General features: G+C 40.4%; 16 protein-coding genes, 2 rRNA genes and 1 other annotated feature. Of the genes, 17 read left to right on the top strand and 1 reads right to left on the bottom strand.

What is annotated here, in order from left to right:
- The 13 genes from ACE1TH_RS19840 to rsmI form a co-directional block, all read left to right on the top strand.
- A 23S ribosomal RNA gene (locus tag ACE1TH_RS19840) occupies positions 1–126 on the top strand; the annotation flags it as partial.
- Positions 127–246: 120 nt separating this feature from the next.
- A 5S ribosomal RNA gene (gene rrf / locus ACE1TH_RS19835) occupies positions 247–362 on the top strand.
- 682 nt (positions 363–1,044) lie between these two features.
- Complete coding sequence (locus ACE1TH_RS19830; RefSeq protein WP_099305660.1) at positions 1,045–1,962, top strand: HD domain-containing protein; 918 nt, start codon at positions 1,045–1,047, stop codon at positions 1,960–1,962.
- A 105-nt stretch (positions 1,963–2,067) separates the two neighbouring features.
- A complete protein-coding gene (locus tag ACE1TH_RS19825) occupies positions 2,068–2,265 on the top strand; it encodes a sigma factor G inhibitor Gin (protein ID WP_375079819.1) in 198 nt (65 codons plus the stop codon).
- A gap of 94 nt (positions 2,266–2,359) precedes the next feature.
- Positions 2,360–3,790: an aminotransferase class I/II-fold pyridoxal phosphate-dependent enzyme gene (locus ACE1TH_RS19820; RefSeq protein WP_375079818.1), complete on the top strand. Its 1,431-nt coding sequence runs from the start codon at positions 2,360–2,362 to the stop codon at positions 3,788–3,790.
- Positions 3,790–4,428: a dTMP kinase gene (tmk, locus tag ACE1TH_RS19815; protein ID WP_375079817.1), complete on the top strand. Its 639-nt coding sequence runs from the start codon at positions 3,790–3,792 to the stop codon at positions 4,426–4,428. Before ACE1TH_RS19820 ends, tmk begins: the two co-directional genes overlap by 1 nt.
- Before the next feature lies 1 nt (position 4,429).
- Positions 4,430–4,759 carry a cyclic-di-AMP receptor gene (locus ACE1TH_RS19810; RefSeq protein ID WP_099305652.1) on the top strand — a complete coding sequence of 110 codons (330 nt, stop codon included), beginning with the start codon at positions 4,430–4,432 and terminating at the stop codon, positions 4,757–4,759.
- Between the two features lie 19 nt (positions 4,760–4,778).
- Entirely contained in the window at positions 4,779–5,768 is a 990-nt protein-coding gene (holB, locus tag ACE1TH_RS19805) for a DNA polymerase III subunit delta' (RefSeq protein ID WP_099305650.1), read from the top strand.
- 2 nt (positions 5,769–5,770) lie between these two features.
- The gene (locus tag ACE1TH_RS19800) at positions 5,771–6,598 is read left to right on the top strand and encodes a PSP1 domain-containing protein (RefSeq protein WP_099305648.1); all 828 of its coding nucleotides are present in this window, start codon (positions 5,771–5,773) and stop codon (positions 6,596–6,598) included.
- Positions 6,599–6,611: 13 nt separating this feature from the next.
- Positions 6,612–6,947, top strand: a complete 336-nt coding sequence (gene yabA, locus ACE1TH_RS19795; protein ID WP_099305646.1) for a DNA replication initiation control protein YabA — start codon at positions 6,612–6,614, stop codon at positions 6,945–6,947.
- Positions 6,948–7,011: 64 nt separating this feature from the next.
- Complete coding sequence (locus tag ACE1TH_RS19790; protein ID WP_099305644.1) at positions 7,012–7,746, top strand: tRNA1(Val) (adenine(37)-N6)-methyltransferase; 735 nt, start codon at positions 7,012–7,014, stop codon at positions 7,744–7,746.
- A complete protein-coding gene (locus ACE1TH_RS19785) occupies positions 7,743–8,009 on the top strand; it encodes a GIY-YIG nuclease family protein (protein ID WP_099305642.1) in 267 nt (88 codons plus the stop codon). Before ACE1TH_RS19790 ends, ACE1TH_RS19785 begins: the two co-directional genes overlap by 4 nt.
- Positions 8,002–8,874, top strand: coding sequence for a 16S rRNA (cytidine(1402)-2'-O)-methyltransferase (gene rsmI, locus ACE1TH_RS19780; protein ID WP_099305640.1), 873 nt, complete (start codon positions 8,002–8,004; stop codon positions 8,872–8,874). Before ACE1TH_RS19785 ends, rsmI begins: the two co-directional genes overlap by 8 nt.
- Positions 8,875–8,903: 29 nt before the next feature.
- Here the strand turns inward: rsmI and ACE1TH_RS19775 are convergent, their stop codons facing one another.
- A complete protein-coding gene (locus ACE1TH_RS19775; RefSeq protein WP_099305638.1) occupies positions 8,904–9,185 on the bottom strand; it encodes a transition state genes transcriptional regulator AbrB in 282 nt (93 codons plus the stop codon).
- A 227-nt stretch (positions 9,186–9,412) separates the two neighbouring features.
- Between ACE1TH_RS19775 and ACE1TH_RS19770 the strand changes: the two genes are divergently transcribed.
- From ACE1TH_RS19770 to abc-f, 4 genes are all read left to right on the top strand, one after another.
- Entirely contained in the window at positions 9,413–10,363 is a 951-nt protein-coding gene (locus ACE1TH_RS19770; protein ID WP_099305635.1) for a DNA double-strand break repair nuclease NurA, read from the top strand.
- Positions 10,364–10,378: 15 nt separating this feature from the next.
- On the top strand, positions 10,379–12,211 hold the full coding sequence (locus ACE1TH_RS19765) for an ATP-binding protein (RefSeq protein ID WP_375079816.1): 1,833 nt from the start codon (positions 10,379–10,381) through the stop codon (positions 12,209–12,211).
- Positions 12,212–12,257: 46 nt separating this feature from the next.
- Positions 12,258–12,482: a binding site (T-box leader), on the top strand.
- A gap of 44 nt (positions 12,483–12,526) precedes the next feature.
- On the top strand, positions 12,527–14,494 hold the full coding sequence (metG, locus tag ACE1TH_RS19760; RefSeq protein WP_375079815.1) for a methionine--tRNA ligase: 1,968 nt from the start codon (positions 12,527–12,529) through the stop codon (positions 14,492–14,494).
- A gap of 358 nt (positions 14,495–14,852) precedes the next feature.
- Positions 14,853–16,481, top strand: coding sequence for a ribosomal protection-like ABC-F family protein (abc-f, locus tag ACE1TH_RS19755; protein ID WP_375079814.1), 1,629 nt, complete (start codon positions 14,853–14,855; stop codon positions 16,479–16,481).
- Positions 16,482–16,539: the final 58 nt, after the last annotated feature.

Genomic DNA, 16,539 nt, shown 5'->3' with positions numbered 1-16,539 from the left:
CAAGATGAGATTTCCCATGGCGTAAGCCAGTAAGACCCCTTAGAGATGATGAGGTTGATAGGTCAGAAGTGGAAGTGTGGCGACACATGGAGCGGACTGATACTAATCGGTCGAGGGCTTATCCTAAATTTTTTCTTGACGTGAGTTTGATTTCTAGATTTAGTTTTGAAAGAATCGATGATTCTTTTACCTTTGACAACGAGAAACAAGACGAAGAGATTCGTCGTTGATCGAACGTCAACATAGTCTGGTGGCAATAGCAAAGAGGTCACACCCGTTCCCATGCCGAACACGGTCGTTAAGCTCTTTTGCGCCGATGGTAGTTGGGGGCTTCCCCCTGTGAGAGTAGGACGTTGCCAGGCAAGCAGAGAGACACCTGAATAGGTGTCTTTTTTTTGTATAGAGAGGCGCAAAAGAGCTGCGCTTCGAAGAAGCGAAATGAAGAAGCAAGTACCCAAATCGGACAAAGCACGAATCCAAATCCATCATGAATGATCATCGAAGAAAAGACATCGTGCCCCCTGTGAGACGGAGTTATGAATTTCGTAAGGCTACATGGAACGCATCCTTGAAACCACTTCGTGCGAACCGACCCCGTAGGAAATCATGACGGAGCCAAAGGACGTTGCCAGGCAAGCAGAGAGACACCTGAATAGGTGTCTTTTTTTTTGTGTAGAGAGGCGCAAAAGAGCTGCGCTTCGAAGAAGCGAAATGAAGAAGCAAGTACCCAAATCGGACAAAGCACGAATCCAAATCCATCATGAATGATCATCGAAGAAAAGACATCGTGCCGCCCTGTGAGACGGAGTTATGAATTTCGTAAGACGACATGGGACGCATCTTTGAAATCGCTTCGTGCGAAACGACCCTGTAGGAAATCATGACGGAGCCAAAGGACGTTGCCAGGCAAGCAGAAAGATTTCTCCTAATACTTTATAACTGTTTTCACCTGATTATCTAACTTAAGGGTTTGAAGGTATATCTTTTAGGTTAAAGAGAGGTACATCACTAAAATCTGGTTTAAAACGATAAGGAGAATGAGGGATGATTGATCATAGAGAACCCCTTTATCCAGAATGTAAATGGCTATCATTTGAAGAAAAGCTTTTTCATACTTCAGCGGTTCGGAAATTGAAATTAATAGCTCATTTCGGAGGCGCTTCATTAATATCCCCTCTAGCCCATTCTAGGTTTGAACATACGTTAGGAGTTTCAAAGTTAGTCGCGAGATTTTTCCCTGAAGACAAAGAGTTGCGTGCGGCGAGCGTTTTATTTGACGTAGCGGCTTTACCGTTCTCTCCTTCTATTAACACGGTGTTGGATTTTGAGCATGAGCCTATCTTTGCGGACACACTTCTTTCAGACGATATTCAAGAAGTCTTGAGAGCGGAAAACTTAGATTGGCTCGTTATTAAAGACCTTGCACTAAACAGTTCGATTTTACATGGCACAAACGATCGAGTGGGTTTAATTGATCTCGATAAAGCGTTTCGAACCTTATACATGCTAGGTGAACTAAAAGAATCAGCAACTGATTACCTTACTCACTGTACCTGTGATGGAGCTGGAGTTCACTTTAATGATGACATGGAGAAGGCGTTGACCTCCATTTTTGAGAAAGCAGAAGAAATTCTCTCAAATAAAGAAACAGCAGCAGTTGAAGCGATTGTGTTGGAAGCGATACAATGCGATTGGGCAGAAAATGGTGATGAAAAAGAGACCTATCTTGGCTTAACAGACTGGGAAATTTTATGCTTGTTAAAGACATCTCCATCTCCGAGAGCTCAATTTTTAATTCAATCGTTACTCCATCAACCTGATAAATTTGTGATTCGAGAGAAAGCTACGGGAGCAGGGATTCCATTTTCTACCCATAGTGCATTTAAGGTATTTCCTAGAGTGAAAGCAAAACATATTAACTATGAAGTAATCGATTTTTCTACAATAGCAGAAACAATTTAACTTCTGACAAACACCTACACGCCATAAGCTGCATAGAATAATAAAAAATGCCTCTCTGCAGTATAAGGAGCGCATTCTAGGCGATACTTATGGTGGAGGTGCATCATGCGGAGAGTTGAACGGACGATTCGATTTAAACTTCATAAAGAATGTCATGTTTGTGGGGAATTCATCACCAAAGGCCTATGTGTAAATCAAATCAATATTTGTATGGCGTGCGAAGAAGATATGGTTGGTGAAAAAGAGAACAATTTGTATGAGCATTACGTAAAAGCAGTAAAACAAATATGGAAAAACTATTAAGACTTGTTTAGAAAACAAGTCTTTTTTAGGTGACGGACAATTTATTATTCGTTAAAATAGGGATAGTTTTAAAATGTAGAAAGGGCGTTGTCGCTTGAGTGTACGTACTCCTATTATTGATGCGATTGAAACACACATTAAAGCCGAACCCATTTCTTTCCACGTACCAGGGCATAAAAATGGTGTTCAATGGCACACGTTACTGCCTGCTTTCAAAAAAATGCTGCCATATGATTTAACAGAGATTAGTGGTCTGGATGACTTGCATGATCCAAAAGAGGCAATTGCAGAATCGCAGGCTCTATGTGCACGCTTTTATGGAGCTGGTGAAACGAGTTATCTTATTGGAGGATCAACAAGTGGAAATTTAGCTATGATCTATGGCACCTTGCAAGAAGGCGATGTGGTTTTAGTTGAACGAGATTGTCATAAATCTGTTATGCATGCGCTAGAACTTTGTAAGGCACAGGTAGTATTTTTATCATCGATTCGTTCGAGTCTAACAAGTCATCCCCTTGGCTTAAGTTGCTCGACTTTGGAAGACGCACTAGTAAAATATCCGCTTGCTAAAGCATTGATTGTAACGTATCCAAATTACTGGGGACATATCAATGAGTATGAACCATTGTTTTCTTTTGCAAAGAGTAAAGGATTATACATATTAGTAGATGAAGCACATGGTCCACATTTTCCTTTGGGGGATCATATAGACGGTTGTCCACCACCTGCGTTACGTATAGGCGCTGATATTGTTGTTCAATCTGCGCATAAGATGTTACCAGCATTAACGATGACCGGGTGGTTGCATTTCTCTCAATCCATCGATCCAATTGTTAAAAAACGAGTGAAACACGCTTTACAAATGTTCCAATCAAGCAGCCCTTCTTATATTTTGCTAGCCTCATTAGACGGGGCGCGTGCTTTTTTAGAACAATCAGGGAAGCAATCTTTTGAAGAAGCCATGTATGAAAGAGATCAATTATGTGAATGGATTGATCAACATGGGCATCTAGAGAGAGTGGCGGATGAAAGTTCCTGTGCAGATCCTTTAAAAATCATGATTAGGGCGACAAATGGTGAAGCCGGAAATGTCTTGTTGGCTGCATTAAATAAAGTCGGCATTTATGCTGAAATGGCTGATCCACATATGGTTCTGATTGTATTGGGATTAGGAAAGTTGCATCCAAACACGCATGAACGGCTAAAAAAGGTTACAATAGAGAGAGAAATGAAAAGAAAAAATGTTTTTTTTCAAGCAGGAGCAGAAGGAACTGTGTCCGAATTAATAAGGACGAGTAAGAACGATGAAGAAGCTGAAATGCGATCATTGCATGAGGCTATAGGAAGCGTGTCAGCAAGTGATGTCATTCCTTATCCTCCAGGTGTACCGCTTCTTTTAAAAGGAGAGAGGATTACACCGGAACATGTAGAACAATTGAATCAATACGTCTATACAGGTGTTTCCTTTCAAGGATTTCAACCTAAAGAAGGACTATTAGTTAAGGGTAAAGCAGGAGAAGAATAATGCAAAAAGGTATATTTATAACGGTTGAAGGCGGTGAAGGAGCTGGGAAAACGACAGTTGTTGACCGAATTGAGCGCACGCTTAAAGATAGGAATTATCAAGTGTTGCGAACAAGGGAACCAGGTGGCGTCCAGCTTGCTGAACAAATAAGGGATATTTTACTTCACACAAAGCATATCGAAATGGACGATCGAACGGAAGCGTTGCTGTATGCAGCAGCCAGAAGAGAACACCTTGTTAAAAAGGTATTGCCTGCTATTGAAGCGGGCGCAGTCGTTCTTTGTGATCGTTTTATTGATTCAAGTCTTGTTTATCAAGGATATGCGCGAGGCATTGGTGTGGAAGAGGTAAGAAGTATTAATAAATTTGCAGTGGAACATCATATGCCTGATTTAACACTTTATTTTGATGTTTCCCCAGAAGTAGGTTTAGCAAGAGTACAAAGCGATCAAGTGCGTGACTGGAATCGATTGGATCAAGAAACCATTGATTTTCATAAAAAAGTAGAAAACGGGTATCAATCACTTATTAAAACTGAAGGTGATCGTATACGTGTTATTGATGCAGATCAATCAGTAGAAGACGTCTTTCAGCAAGCGCTAAGCATTGTTGAGGAATTTATAAAGGGAGTGGAGTAAAGTGAAGCTAATTATGGCTGTTATTCAAGATAAAGATAGCACTAGATTATCAGATGCATTAGTAAAATCCGACTACAGAGCAACACGTCTTTCTAGTACAGGTGGATTTTTAAAAGCCGGAAACACAACATTCCTAATTGGTGTGGAAGATGACTCTGTTGAAGAAGTTATGGGCATTATTCAAAAAAATTGCCGTAGCCGTGAACAAGTTGTTGCACCTATTTCACCAATGGGCGGAAATGCTGATTCCTACGTTCCTTATCCAGTTGAAGTACAAGTTGGTGGAGCGACCGTATTTGTACTCCCAGTTGATCAGTTTGAACAATTTTAATAATACTGGTGGGTAGATAATGAGACTTTGGAAAGATTGGGTAGAGGCACAGCCACAGGTTGTGCCTATGCTTGTAGAGAGTATAAAAAAGCAAAGGCTTGCTCATGCCTATTTATTTGAAGGGCAAGCTGGAAGCGGGACAATGGATCTTGCCATGCTGCTTGCTAAACGCTTTTTATGTGAAAATAGCCAAGGCGAGAATCCCTGTTTACGTTGTGTAGACTGTACGCGGATTGATACAGGAAATCATCCTGATTTACACAGAATTTTTCCAGATGGTCAATCAATTAAAAGAGAACAAATTGATTATCTTCAAAAAGAATTTTCGTACCGAGGGATGGAGTCGCGAAAAAAAGTATATATTGTGTTTGATGCCGATAAGATGACTAGTACAGCAGCAAATACACTATTGAAATTTTTAGAGGAGCCTCAAGGCGAAACGCTCGCTATGTTGATAACGGAACAGGCTAGTAATGTGCTACCGACGATTCGAAGTCGTTCGCAGCACTTAAGGTTTCAACCGCCTCTTAAAGAAGAAATCATGCATCAGCTAGTCGAGCATGGGATTGAACAGAAACATAGTCATTTTCTTGCTGAACTTACTGAAAATAAAGAGATGGCAATACGCTTAATCGAAGACGACTGGTCTTTTCAAGCTAGAAGCGTAGTGTTACAATTAATGTATGAGCTTTATACAAGACCCGATCAAGCAACAATAACGTTAGCGGAAAAATGGCTACCGCTAATGAAAGAGCGCATTCATCAAGAAATGGGTCTAGAAATGATGATTTTATGGTTGCGAGACCTTTTATATACAAAAGTTGAAAAGCAAGGAGAGCTTGTGTACAGCGATTTTTATGAGCGCTACAAGGAACTCTCTCTTTCAACGTCACAGCGTCTCATCAGCCTTTCGTTGACTAAGGTCATGGAAGCGAAAAGTCAACTTAGTGCTAATGTTGCCATACAGTTAGTGATGGAAAGATTGCTTTTCACAATACAGGAGGGCTAGTTTTGCACGAGGTTGTAGGTGTCCGATTTAAAAAAGCGGGCAAAATATATTACTTCTCGCCAGGTTCTTTGCAAATTTCGGGCGATGAAGCGGTAATCGTCGAAACATCCCGAGGAGTTGAATACGGGAAAATAGTCGTTTCACCAAAGTTTGTTGATGAACAGGATGTCGTTTTGCCGTTGAAACAAGTCATCCGTTTAGCAACAGCTGAAGATACATTAATTGTGAAAGAAAATCGTGAAGCAACAAGAGAAGCAATTGATGTATGCACAAAGAAAATTATTGAACACAAGCTAGATATGAAGTTAGTGGACGTTGAATATACATTTGATCGGAATAAAGTGCTGTTTTACTTTACAGCGGATGGTCGAATTGATTTTAGAGAATTAGTAAAAGATTTAGCGGCTATCTTTAGAACAAGAATCGAACTTAGACAGATTGGCGTAAGAGATGAAGCCAAGTTGCTCGGCGGAATTGGCCCGTGCGGGAGAATGCTTTGTTGTTCCACATTCCTAGGTGACTTTGAACCTGTATCCATAAAGATGGCGAAAGATCAGAATCTCTCTCTTAATCCTGCAAAAATCTCAGGGCTATGTGGACGTTTAATGTGCTGTTTGAAGTATGAAAACGACACTTATGAAGATGCTAAGAAAGAAATGCCTGACATTGGGAAGAAAATAGCGACGCCTGATGGTACTGGAAAAGTCATTGGACTGAATTTACTTGATCGAGTCGTTCAGGTTCAACTTTTAGAGGAAGAACAAACGCTTGAATATGCTTTTGATGAATTAATGAAAAGTGAAAAGCTCACTTCAAAAGCAACGGATTAATGAGGTGAACGATGTGGATAAAAAGGCCATCTTCATACAGGTATCAAGCCTTGAAGAACGAATTGGTGATTTGCACGAAGAGTTACGAGGGTTAAAGGAACAACTTGCTTACTTAATTGAAGAGAATCACTATTTACACATAGAGAATGAAAATTTACGTAAACGTCTAGAGCCTGAAAAGCCTGTTCTTCCTGAAGAATTTGAACGCAAGAAGATGGTTGGAGAAGGGCATGAGAATTTGGCAAGGCTATACCAAGAAGGGTTTCATATTTGTAATACGCATTATGGAAGCATACGGCCTGAAGGTGATGATTGTTTGTTTTGCCTTTCATTTCTACATCAAAAATAAAAGAGGATTTAACAGCCGGTCTCCATTTGCAGAGATCGGCTTTTACAGTAAGGAGCCATAAGCTATGCTTGAAAAAGACGAGCGTCTAGACCACATTGCTGGTACTTCCTATAAAATTGTTCAAAGCGATCAAGTCTTCACGTATTCCATTGATGCTGTGTTATTGGCGAGATTTGCTTCTATTCCGCTTCAGAAAGGTCGAATTCTTGATTTGTGCAGCGGGAATGGTGTTGTAGGGATTACGATGACGGAGCGTACAAAGGCTTTAATTTCTTTACTAGAGCTACAAGAACCACTTCATTCAATGGCTTCACGCTCAATCAAAGGAAATGGATTAGAAAAACAACTTACTCCCATATGTGCAGATTTGAAACACATTCGGGACTATTTTGCTCACGGTTTTTTTGATGCGGTTACGTGCAATCCCCCTTATTTTACAAAAGGTGATCATGAACAAATGAAGCTGGAATCAACAAAAGCGTTGGCAAGACATGAGTTATCGTGTACGTTAGATGACGTCATCGCTGCGGGTTCGTATGTCTTGAAACATGGGGGCAAATTTACGATGGTTCATCGGCCAGAGCGAATGGTAGAGATCATGGAAACGATGAAACAACATCGGATTGAACCAAAGCGGATTCGTTTTTGCCATAGTAGCGCAAAGAAGCCGTCAACGATGCTATTGATTGAAGGAACCAAAGGCGGGAAACAAGGACTCGTGTGTGAGGCTCCTTTATTTGTATACGATCAAGACGGTAAGTACACAACGGCTTTTAACAAGGAGTATTTTGGTGTATGAAGCATTATGTCTACATTCTTGAGTGTCGCGATCAAACGTGGTACACCGGCTACACAAATGACTTAACGCAGCGCCTTAGAAAGCACGAAGAAGGGAAAGGGGCAAAATACACACGTGGCAGAGGGCCATTTAAACTGATTCATGTAGAGACGTTTGAAACAAAGACTGAAGCGCTAAAGCACGAGTACCATTTAAAGCAAAAGAAGCGGAGCGACAAAGAACGCTATGTCGCAGAAAAAAGGAGTTTAAGTCAAAATGATTGAACAAAAAAGCTACCCCCTTACTGGTGGGGGATTATATTTAGTACCGACCCCGATTGGAAATTTAGAAGATATGACCTTTCGAGCAATTAACATGTTAAAAGAAGCAAACTTAATTGCTGCGGAAGATACACGACAAACGAAGAAGCTAACGAATCATTTTGATATTGAGACTCCTTTAGTTAGCTACCATGAACATAATAAACAAAAAGTGGGACAAGACTTATTAGAGAAAATGAAGGCAGGCACTGTAATTGCACTTGTTACAGATGCAGGCATGCCGGGAATATCTGATCCTGGTGAAGACCTAGCCACGTTATGTATAGAAGAGCAGATTCCTGTTATTTCACTACCAGGAGCAAATGCCGCACTAACAGCACTCGTGGCATCGGGCTTATCGACGGCTTCTTTTACTTTTGTCGGCTTTTTACCTAGAGGAAAAAAAGAGCGCAAAGTAGAGTTAGAACGATTAAAAACGTATCCGGAGACATTAATTTTTTATGAAGCGCCCCATCGATTAAGCCAAACCCTTACTGCTTTGCAGGAAACTCTCGGGAATCGAAAGATTGTACTCGCCCGCGAATTAACAAAGCGATTTGAAGAATTTAAGCGAGGAACGTTAGAAGATGCCACAAAGTGGGTGAAGGACGCTTCATTAAAAGGGGAATTCTGTATTGTTGTCGAAGGCTTCGACGGAGAGGTTGAGGACAAACAGGATACGTGGTGGAAAGCATTAACGGACATCCAACATGTGAAGCACTATGTAGAATTAGGACTTACAGAAAAAGAAGCGATCAAGCAGACAGCGAGTGATCGGAAGTTAGTCAAACGTGAACTTTATCAGCAGTATCATGAGGCTAAAAAATAAAAAAACCCGCCATGGGCAGGTTTAAGTAATTATTTCTGTGCCACATAGTCTTGAAGTTGTTGAAGAACAGCTTCGGCTCCTTGAGGGCTAAGTACAATCTTGCCATTTGCAAGTGATAAGTTATCATCAGATACTTCACCAGTTACTTGGCAAGTCATGTTGGCTTTGTATTTCTTTAAAATGATGCGGTCATTATCAACATAAATTTCAAGTGCATCCTTTTCAGCAATGTCTAACGTGCGACGAAGCTCAATCGGAATCACAACTCTACCTAATTCATCGACCTTGCGGACAATTCCAGTTGATTTCATTACGTTTCCCCCTATATTAAGCCGTATGTAGTCAAGAATAATTTTGTGTCATATTTCGACATAATTCTATAGTAATCTTAGAATAACAATATTTCCAAAACAAGTCAATCGCTTTAAATAAAAAAACTTATATTTTGCGACAATTTATTTGAAGTGCTTTAAAAGTTGAATTGACGGGCTTTTTTTAAAAGAAAAGCTATATAAGATGGAGAAAGGAGACCGCTTCAATGGATATTCATGCAGATATTATTCATAAGTTACAAGAATCAAATGAGATTTTAAAAGAAAAATATGCTCAGAGTCATAGAAAAAAAGAACCATTTCGACAAAAACTGATAAAAGAAGCAGACGTTTTTCGACAAATGCAGCACATTCATAAGGAAGATTTAGTACGGTCATTGAGTGGGAAGAAATTGGCTGGTACAGATGGATCGGTAAATCAAACAAAGGGCGAATCCCCGCATATAATTTATCTTTTTCAAGCTGTAGCCAAAACAACAGATGGAATAGCGAAATGGACGTCTGATTTATTTGTCCCTCTATTAGAGCGCGAAGAAGAGGAAGATGGAATCAGTAAACAACGAGCAAAGCGTTTAGCCACGCTAGAATTAAATGCAGCACGAACATTAATCGAAGAAGAAGAAGTGGCTGTTATGCTGATGGACGGCGCCCTGTATCACTATCGAATTGATGCAAAAGAAGAATGGGAGCAGTTGCGGCAGTCTGCGTTATCCAGGGGGACGCTACTTATTGGTGTATCAGAAGAAATTACAACGGAAAATCTTATTAAGCTATCAAGCTTTGATTCCTATGCACGAAATCCTTATTCTTATGATCGGGACCTGTTGTTCGGTATGCTGGAACAAAATGAAATGATTTATATTGATGCGATTCAACATAAAGCAGGGTTACTATCAGCATGGATGCGTTTAGGATCAACGCCGACGATTACAGGGTTTGATATGCTAGAAGAGCAATCTGAACATATGAGCTGGGTAGGAGACTTAATTTGTACGCTGACTCCGGCTGATGGTCGAGGCATTCCGCTCTGGCTTGATCATATTGATCAAGAGATTCGGATAACGGACAAGCTAGTCGAAGGTTTAGTAGAACAATATGTCGATGAAGACATTCGTAAGCAATTTTATGTGAAAATGAGAACCGAGCGTCCATATTAAGAGGAGGAATGAACGATGCAAGTGGTCGGCGTCACAACACAGCATGAAATTCATGTTGCGTCAAAATCACATAAGTTTCGAATGAACGAAATGTTAGTGATTCAAGATCAAGATTTGCAAGAGCCAAAAGGAGAGGTTGTCGAAACTTTATCATACAATCGCTATATTCCGATGGGTATGGATAAGGGGTTAGTGGACCGAAATGTGTTAGAGACGTTAGAAGCGATTGGCTACGATATTGGTCAAGACGATATTCACTTAGCAAAAGTAAGGCTATTTGAAGAAGCCCAAAAGCCGATTCAAACGGGTGCGACTGTTCGCCACCCTGAATTTTATGAGATTGAGCATTTACTTGTGTCGGCATCAAAAGAAAAAGGTATGGTTCTAGGTGAAATTAAGTCGACAGATTTTATTGCTGAATCTTTACCAGATCATTTAGATCAAATCTTGCATATGCAAGAACAGGGCCAGGTTAGAGAGCAGAATGGTGTACCGTTTATTTTTGATATTCGGGCGATGCAACAATATCCTCATATTGGCGTATTTGGTGGCTCTGGCTCAGGGAAATCGTTTGGTCTTCGCGTGATGCTCGAAGAATTAATGAAGTTAAAGATTCCATCGCTCGTATTTGACCCACATTTTGAAATGAATTTTACAGGTAAAACAGAAGCCGATCGCGGGGATGTTCCGTATTCATCTCGATATGAAGTCGTGCAAATTGGTCGTGATGTTGGCGTTGATTTTTCGGCGTTAACAACAAGAGACGTTGAACGTTTACTTGGAGCTGCTGGGCAGTTAACGGAGTCAATGGTAAACGTCATTCAATCGGTCCATAAACGAAAAGACAGCTATCAATCATTTAGTGATCGCGTGGCTAACTTAATTGAAGCACTGGATATGGGGAAACAAAAAATTGACGGAATGCTTCATGATGGTGGGATGACGAAAGACGAGATTAAACGATACAGTGAGTTCAAACGTTTACTCGATCAGTTTGGTAGCCTGCCGCCTTCTTCTGTAAAAGGCATTCAGTGGCGTGCCAACCGTCTTTATCAAGCAGGTTTGTTTCAACAAAACATTCGAGCAATTGAACATGGTATTCATAATGGAAAGCTAGTGGTCATCCAAGGCGCTGTCTGGTTGCTCCAAGTGTTTGCAAGTTATGTCATTGGGACACTTTATTTTAAACGGCGTTCTTATAAAGATGCTAAGCTGCAACAGCAACAAAGTGAATTCTTTCCTCCGTTTGTCGTCGTAACGGATGAAGCGCATAATTTTGCACCAAAGGGATTTGAAGCACCGGCAAAATCGGTTTTAAAAGAAATTGCACAAGAAGGAAGGAAATATGGAACGTTTCTTATTTTTGCCACCCAGCGACCGACGTTACTCGATGAAACCATTACGGCACAACTAAATTCAAAGTTTGTTTTTCGTACAGTCCGAGGCACAGATATTCAAACTATAAAAGAGGAAACCGATTTAACAGCAGAAGAAGGAAAGCGGCTTCCGTACTTACAGTCAGGTGATGTGTTTGTCTCATCAGCTATTATTGGACGTACGGTAGCGGTTCGGATTCGTCTGGCACATTCAACAAGTCCGCACACGATGAATCCATTCGATGAGCTTGAACAAATGAATGGAGCAAGCAATGAAGAGCTAATTGCAGCGCTTAATGATTTTCTCCCTTTAGCCGAAATGCATGTGATGCAAAAGCTCGATCAGATGAATAAAAAAGCAGGCAAGTCGTGGGATGTGTCAGAATGGAAACAAGAATTAGAGCGACTATGTGAGGACGGATCGTTGAAAAAACAAAAAACACCTTTTGCAACACTCTACGATCGCACTTGACAATACGATGTATGATTCGCTATATTTTTGATAAGAATGAACGATATACGTTTCTATGAATGGATGAGTATAAAGGAAGATGCTTGTACTAGAGAGCCGGGTTAGGTGGAAGCCGGTCAAGGATGCCTTTAGAAGATGGTCCTGGAGAATTCATTTTCGAGCCAGTTAAGGTAAGGGAGTGACGTTTGCCAGCGTTATTGGTCTAGAGCCTTGTCATACATGATAAGGGAATTTTGGGTGGTACCACGTAAGATAACCTTTCGTCCCGATTGCGGACGAAAGGTTTTTTGTATTTTATTTGAAAGGATGAGGATTTTGACAAAACCATCGTTTTACATTACAACACCAATTTATTACCCGAGTGGAAAGCTTCATATTGGGCACACATACACGACCGTAGCTGGAGATGCAATGGCTCGCTATAAGCGCCTTCGCGGCTATGACGTGCGTTATTTAACAGGTACAGACGAACATGGTCAAAAGATTGAACAAAAAGCAGCTGAGAGAAACATTTCACCGCAAGCATATACGGATGAAATGGTAAAGCCAATTAAAGAGCTTTGGGAAAAACTTGACATTACGTACGATGATTTTATTCGTACAACAGAAGACCGTCACAAAAAGGTAGTCGAAAAAATCTTTGATCAGCTTCTTGCTCAAGATGATATTTATTTAGGCGAATACGAAGGTTGGTACTGTGTATCAGATGAGACGTTTTATGGAGAAAGAGAGCTCATCGATCCAATTAAAGATCAAGATGGCACGATTATTGGCGGAAAAAGTCCCGATTCAGGTCATCCTGTAGAAAAAGTTCGTGAAGAATCTTATTTCTTTAGAATGAGTAAATATGCAGATCGATTGCTCAAGTATTACGAAGAAAATCCTGAGTTTATTCAGCCAGTTTCGAGAAAGAATGAAATGGTAAATAATTTCATTAAACCAGGCTTGCAAGATCTTGCTGTATCAAGAACCTCGTTTACTTGGGGTGTGAAGGTACCAAGTAATCCAAAACACGTTGTTTATGTATGGATTGATGCGCTGACGAACTATATTACCGCTCTTGGTTACGGCACGTCTGAAGATGAACTCTATCAAAAACATTGGCCAGCAGATGTTCATCTCGTAGGAAAAGATATCTTACGTTTCCATACGATTTATTGGCCGGTCATGTTAATGGCGCTTGATTTACCCCTTCCTAAAAAAGTGTTCGGACATGGCTGGTTTTTAACACGTGATGGAAAAATGTCGAAATCAAAAGGAAACGTGATTGATCCTGTCCCATTAATTGATCATTTTGGTCTGGATGCGATTCGCTATTATCTTTTAAGAGAAGTTCCATTTGGATCCGATGGTGTTTTTACACCAGAAGCATTTGTAGAACGAGTAAATTATGATTTAGCAAATGACCTTGGAAACTTATTAAACCGTACTGTGGCGATGATTAATAAGTACTTTGATGGAAGCATGCCCACTTATATTAAAGGCGCGACGCCGTTTGATGAAGAACTGCTAGAGTTAATTGATGCCACCGCAACAAAAGTAGAAAATGCGATGGAAGAGATGGAATTTTCGATTGCGCTTACGGCAATTTGGCAGCTTGTTAGTCGTACAAATAAATATATTGATGAAACACAACCATGGATGTTAGCAAAAGATGAGGAGCAAAAGGATCAGCTAGGTTCGGTTATGTACCATTTGGCAGAGTCACTGCGAATTATTTCTGTATTCTTACGTCCGTTCTTAACGAGAACACCGCAAAAAATGTGGGAACAGCTTGGCATCTCAGAAAATCAAGCAACTTGGGAATCTGTACGTACGTTTGGTATGATCGAATCCGGAACGAAGGTAAGCAAAGGAACACCTGTATTTCCACGGTTAGATGTTGAAAAAGAAGTAGAATACATTGTGGATTTGATGGGCGGAAAAGCAGACCCGGAGCCGGAAGAAATTGAAGATGAAAATCAAATCACGATTGATGATTTTACAAAAGTAGAGTTGAAAGTAGCGGAAGTCATCGGTGCTGAACCGGTTGAAGGAGCGGATCGTCTTCTAAAGATTCAGCTTGACTTAGGGAATGAAAAGCGTCAAGTTGTGTCGGGGATTGCTAAATTTTACACGCCAGAAGATTTAAAGGGTAAAAAAGTGATTTGTGTGACGAACTTAAAGCCTGTGAAGTTACGTGGTGAACTTTCGCAAGGCATGATTCTAGCTGGTTCAAAAGGGAAAAAACTACAGCTTGCGACTGTAGATGGGAATCTTCCGAACGGTGCGCAAGTGAAATAATAATCAAAGGAGCGAAGTAGGGTAAACCCCGCTACGCTCCTTTCAATTCTACAAAAGCTCTTTACAACACTTGAATATTCAGATATATTTAACTTATTCGTTAATAGGAGGTGAGTAGATTGGATCTTTTTAATGGTAGCCAGGCAAAACGATTAGCATATTTGTGGATTTGTCAGGCGATTTTTTCGGCATCAGTTAGAAAATTGGATACGTCTGTCCTTTTTTAAATAACTGTATACGAAAAACCATTAGAAAGAAACACGTCTGTCTACTTGCATACGGATTACACATGCAGCGGCGAGGTTTTGCTGCTTTTTTGTGTTCGGTTTCTTTCTTTTATTAAAGGAGAAACGATAAAATGATTTATTTTTATGGAAAAGAAATAGCTCAAAACTACGCAGGCAATCATATTTTTAAAAAGGTTTCAGTTGAAATAAAAGCCGGAGACCGTATAGGTATTGTTGGGCAAAATGGTGCAGGGAAAACGACGATCGCAAAAATTGTTGCAGGAACGGAAAGCCCTTCTGCAGGAGTAGTTGGATGGAAGAAAGGCTTGAAAACAGCAATGATTGATCAAAATCCATACTACCAAGATATGCTCGTTAAAGATGTACTGCTGACACCTTTTTCTAAGCTGATTGAAATGGAAGCTGAACGTAAGAGAGTGGAACATGTTATGTCAACATCGCTAAGTGAACGAAAACTTTCAGAAACGCTAAACCAATATGCCGAAATTCAAGAACAGTATACAACTAACGGGGGCTACGAATATCACGCTCTCATTCGCAAGGTGACAGCAGGTCTCCTTTTGGACAATCATCTGAATCATAGTTGGGACTCTTTAAGTGGTGGGGAGCGTTCAAAGGTTGAGCTAGCTTGTTTACTGCTCAAGCAACCTGATTTAATCGTTTTGGATGAACCGACCAATCATTTAGATCTTGTTGCCGTCGATTGGTTAATTCAATGGCTCAACCAATATGACGGCAGTGTGCTAGTCGTTTCTCACGATCGGTACTTCTTAGATCGTGTTGTGACAACGGTCTGGGAAATGGATCAAGGGATGTTGTATGAATACCAAGGGAATTATAGTCGTTTTGTGCAACAAAAGGAAGAAAGGGTGTTAAAAGAATTTCAACACTACGAGGATCAGCAAAAGAAAATAAAGAAAATGAAGGAAACCATTAAGCGTTTAAAAGAATGGGCAAATCAAGCAAACCCACCAAATGCAAGCTTGCACAAGCAAGCAAAAAGTATGGAAAAAGCGTTAAATCGAATTGAAGTTTTACAAAAACCGGTCCAGTCAAAACGTGTCTCGTTTCAATTTAAGCAAGATCAAAGAAGTAGTCAAGACGTATTTAAGCTCGAAGATGTGTCGTTTGCATTTGAACAAATAACCATCCTGCATAAAGCAAATTTTGTCACTTACCATCGAGAAAGAGTCGCCATTATTGGTCCAAATGGTGCAGGGAAGTCAACTTTACTTCAACTATTGCGCGGGAAATATTCTCCGATTGAAGGAAGAGTGAGAATAGGGTCAAGTCTGTCGATTGGGTATTTATCACAACATATCAATGAGCTCGAAGGAGAGCAAACCGTGCTGGATGCTTATCGAGAATATGCACATGTAGAAGCAGGTGCTGCACGAGGGAAGTTGGCGAAATTTTTATTTTTTGGCTTGGATGTCTTCAAAAAGACGAGAGATTTAAGTGGGGGAGAGCGAATGCGCTTGCGTCTTGCTCAATTAATGGAAGAGCATCATAACGTGTTACTGTTAGATGAACCAACGAACCATCTCGACATTGATTCAAGAGAAGTATTAGAAGACGCATTAGTAGAATTTAGTGGGACAGTCGTAGCGGTTTCACATGATCGTTATTTTTTAAATCAACACTTCCCCGTCTCGTATTGGTTAGAAAATGGGACAATAACGAGGTACGAAGGCAATGTCTCTTATGTGCAAGCGAAACGTAAGGAAGCGTGTGATTAAAATTCAAACTAGAAAAGCGACCTGTATGTACTGTGCAGGTCGCTTGTTTAGATACAAT

This window comes from Shouchella sp. JSM 1781072, from assembly GCF_041949915.1.
Classification (GTDB): domain Bacteria; phylum Bacillota; class Bacilli; order Bacillales; family Bacillaceae_D; genus Shouchella.
Note: the sequence above shows the minus strand (reverse complement) of the source record. Positions and strands in the feature narration are given on the sequence as shown.

Bases quoted from the DNA above. Each gene is read 5' to 3' on its own strand.
- ACE1TH_RS19830 (WP_099305660.1), top strand. From the start codon at position 1,045: ATGATTGATCATAGAGAACCCCTTTATCCAGAATGTAAATGGCTATCA.
- ACE1TH_RS19825 (WP_375079819.1), top strand. From the start codon at position 2,068: ATGCGGAGAGTTGAACGGACGATTCGATTTAAACTTCATAAAGAATGT.
- tmk (WP_375079817.1), top strand. From the start codon at position 3,790: ATGCAAAAAGGTATATTTATAACGGTTGAAGGCGGTGAAGGAGCTGGG.
- holB (WP_099305650.1), top strand. From the start codon at position 4,779: ATGAGACTTTGGAAAGATTGGGTAGAGGCACAGCCACAGGTTGTGCCT.
- ACE1TH_RS19790 (WP_099305644.1), top strand. From the start codon at position 7,012: ATGCTTGAAAAAGACGAGCGTCTAGACCACATTGCTGGTACTTCCTAT.
- ACE1TH_RS19785 (WP_099305642.1), top strand. From the start codon at position 7,743: ATGAAGCATTATGTCTACATTCTTGAGTGTCGCGATCAAACGTGGTAC.
- rsmI (WP_099305640.1), top strand. From the start codon at position 8,002: ATGATTGAACAAAAAAGCTACCCCCTTACTGGTGGGGGATTATATTTA.
- ACE1TH_RS19775 (WP_099305638.1), bottom strand. From the start codon at position 9,185: ATGAAATCAACTGGAATTGTCCGCAAGGTCGATGAATTAGGTAGAGTT.
- ACE1TH_RS19770 (WP_099305635.1), top strand. From the start codon at position 9,413: ATGGATATTCATGCAGATATTATTCATAAGTTACAAGAATCAAATGAG.
- ACE1TH_RS19765 (WP_375079816.1), top strand. From the start codon at position 10,379: ATGCAAGTGGTCGGCGTCACAACACAGCATGAAATTCATGTTGCGTCA.
- abc-f (WP_375079814.1), top strand. From the start codon at position 14,853: ATGATTTATTTTTATGGAAAAGAAATAGCTCAAAACTACGCAGGCAAT.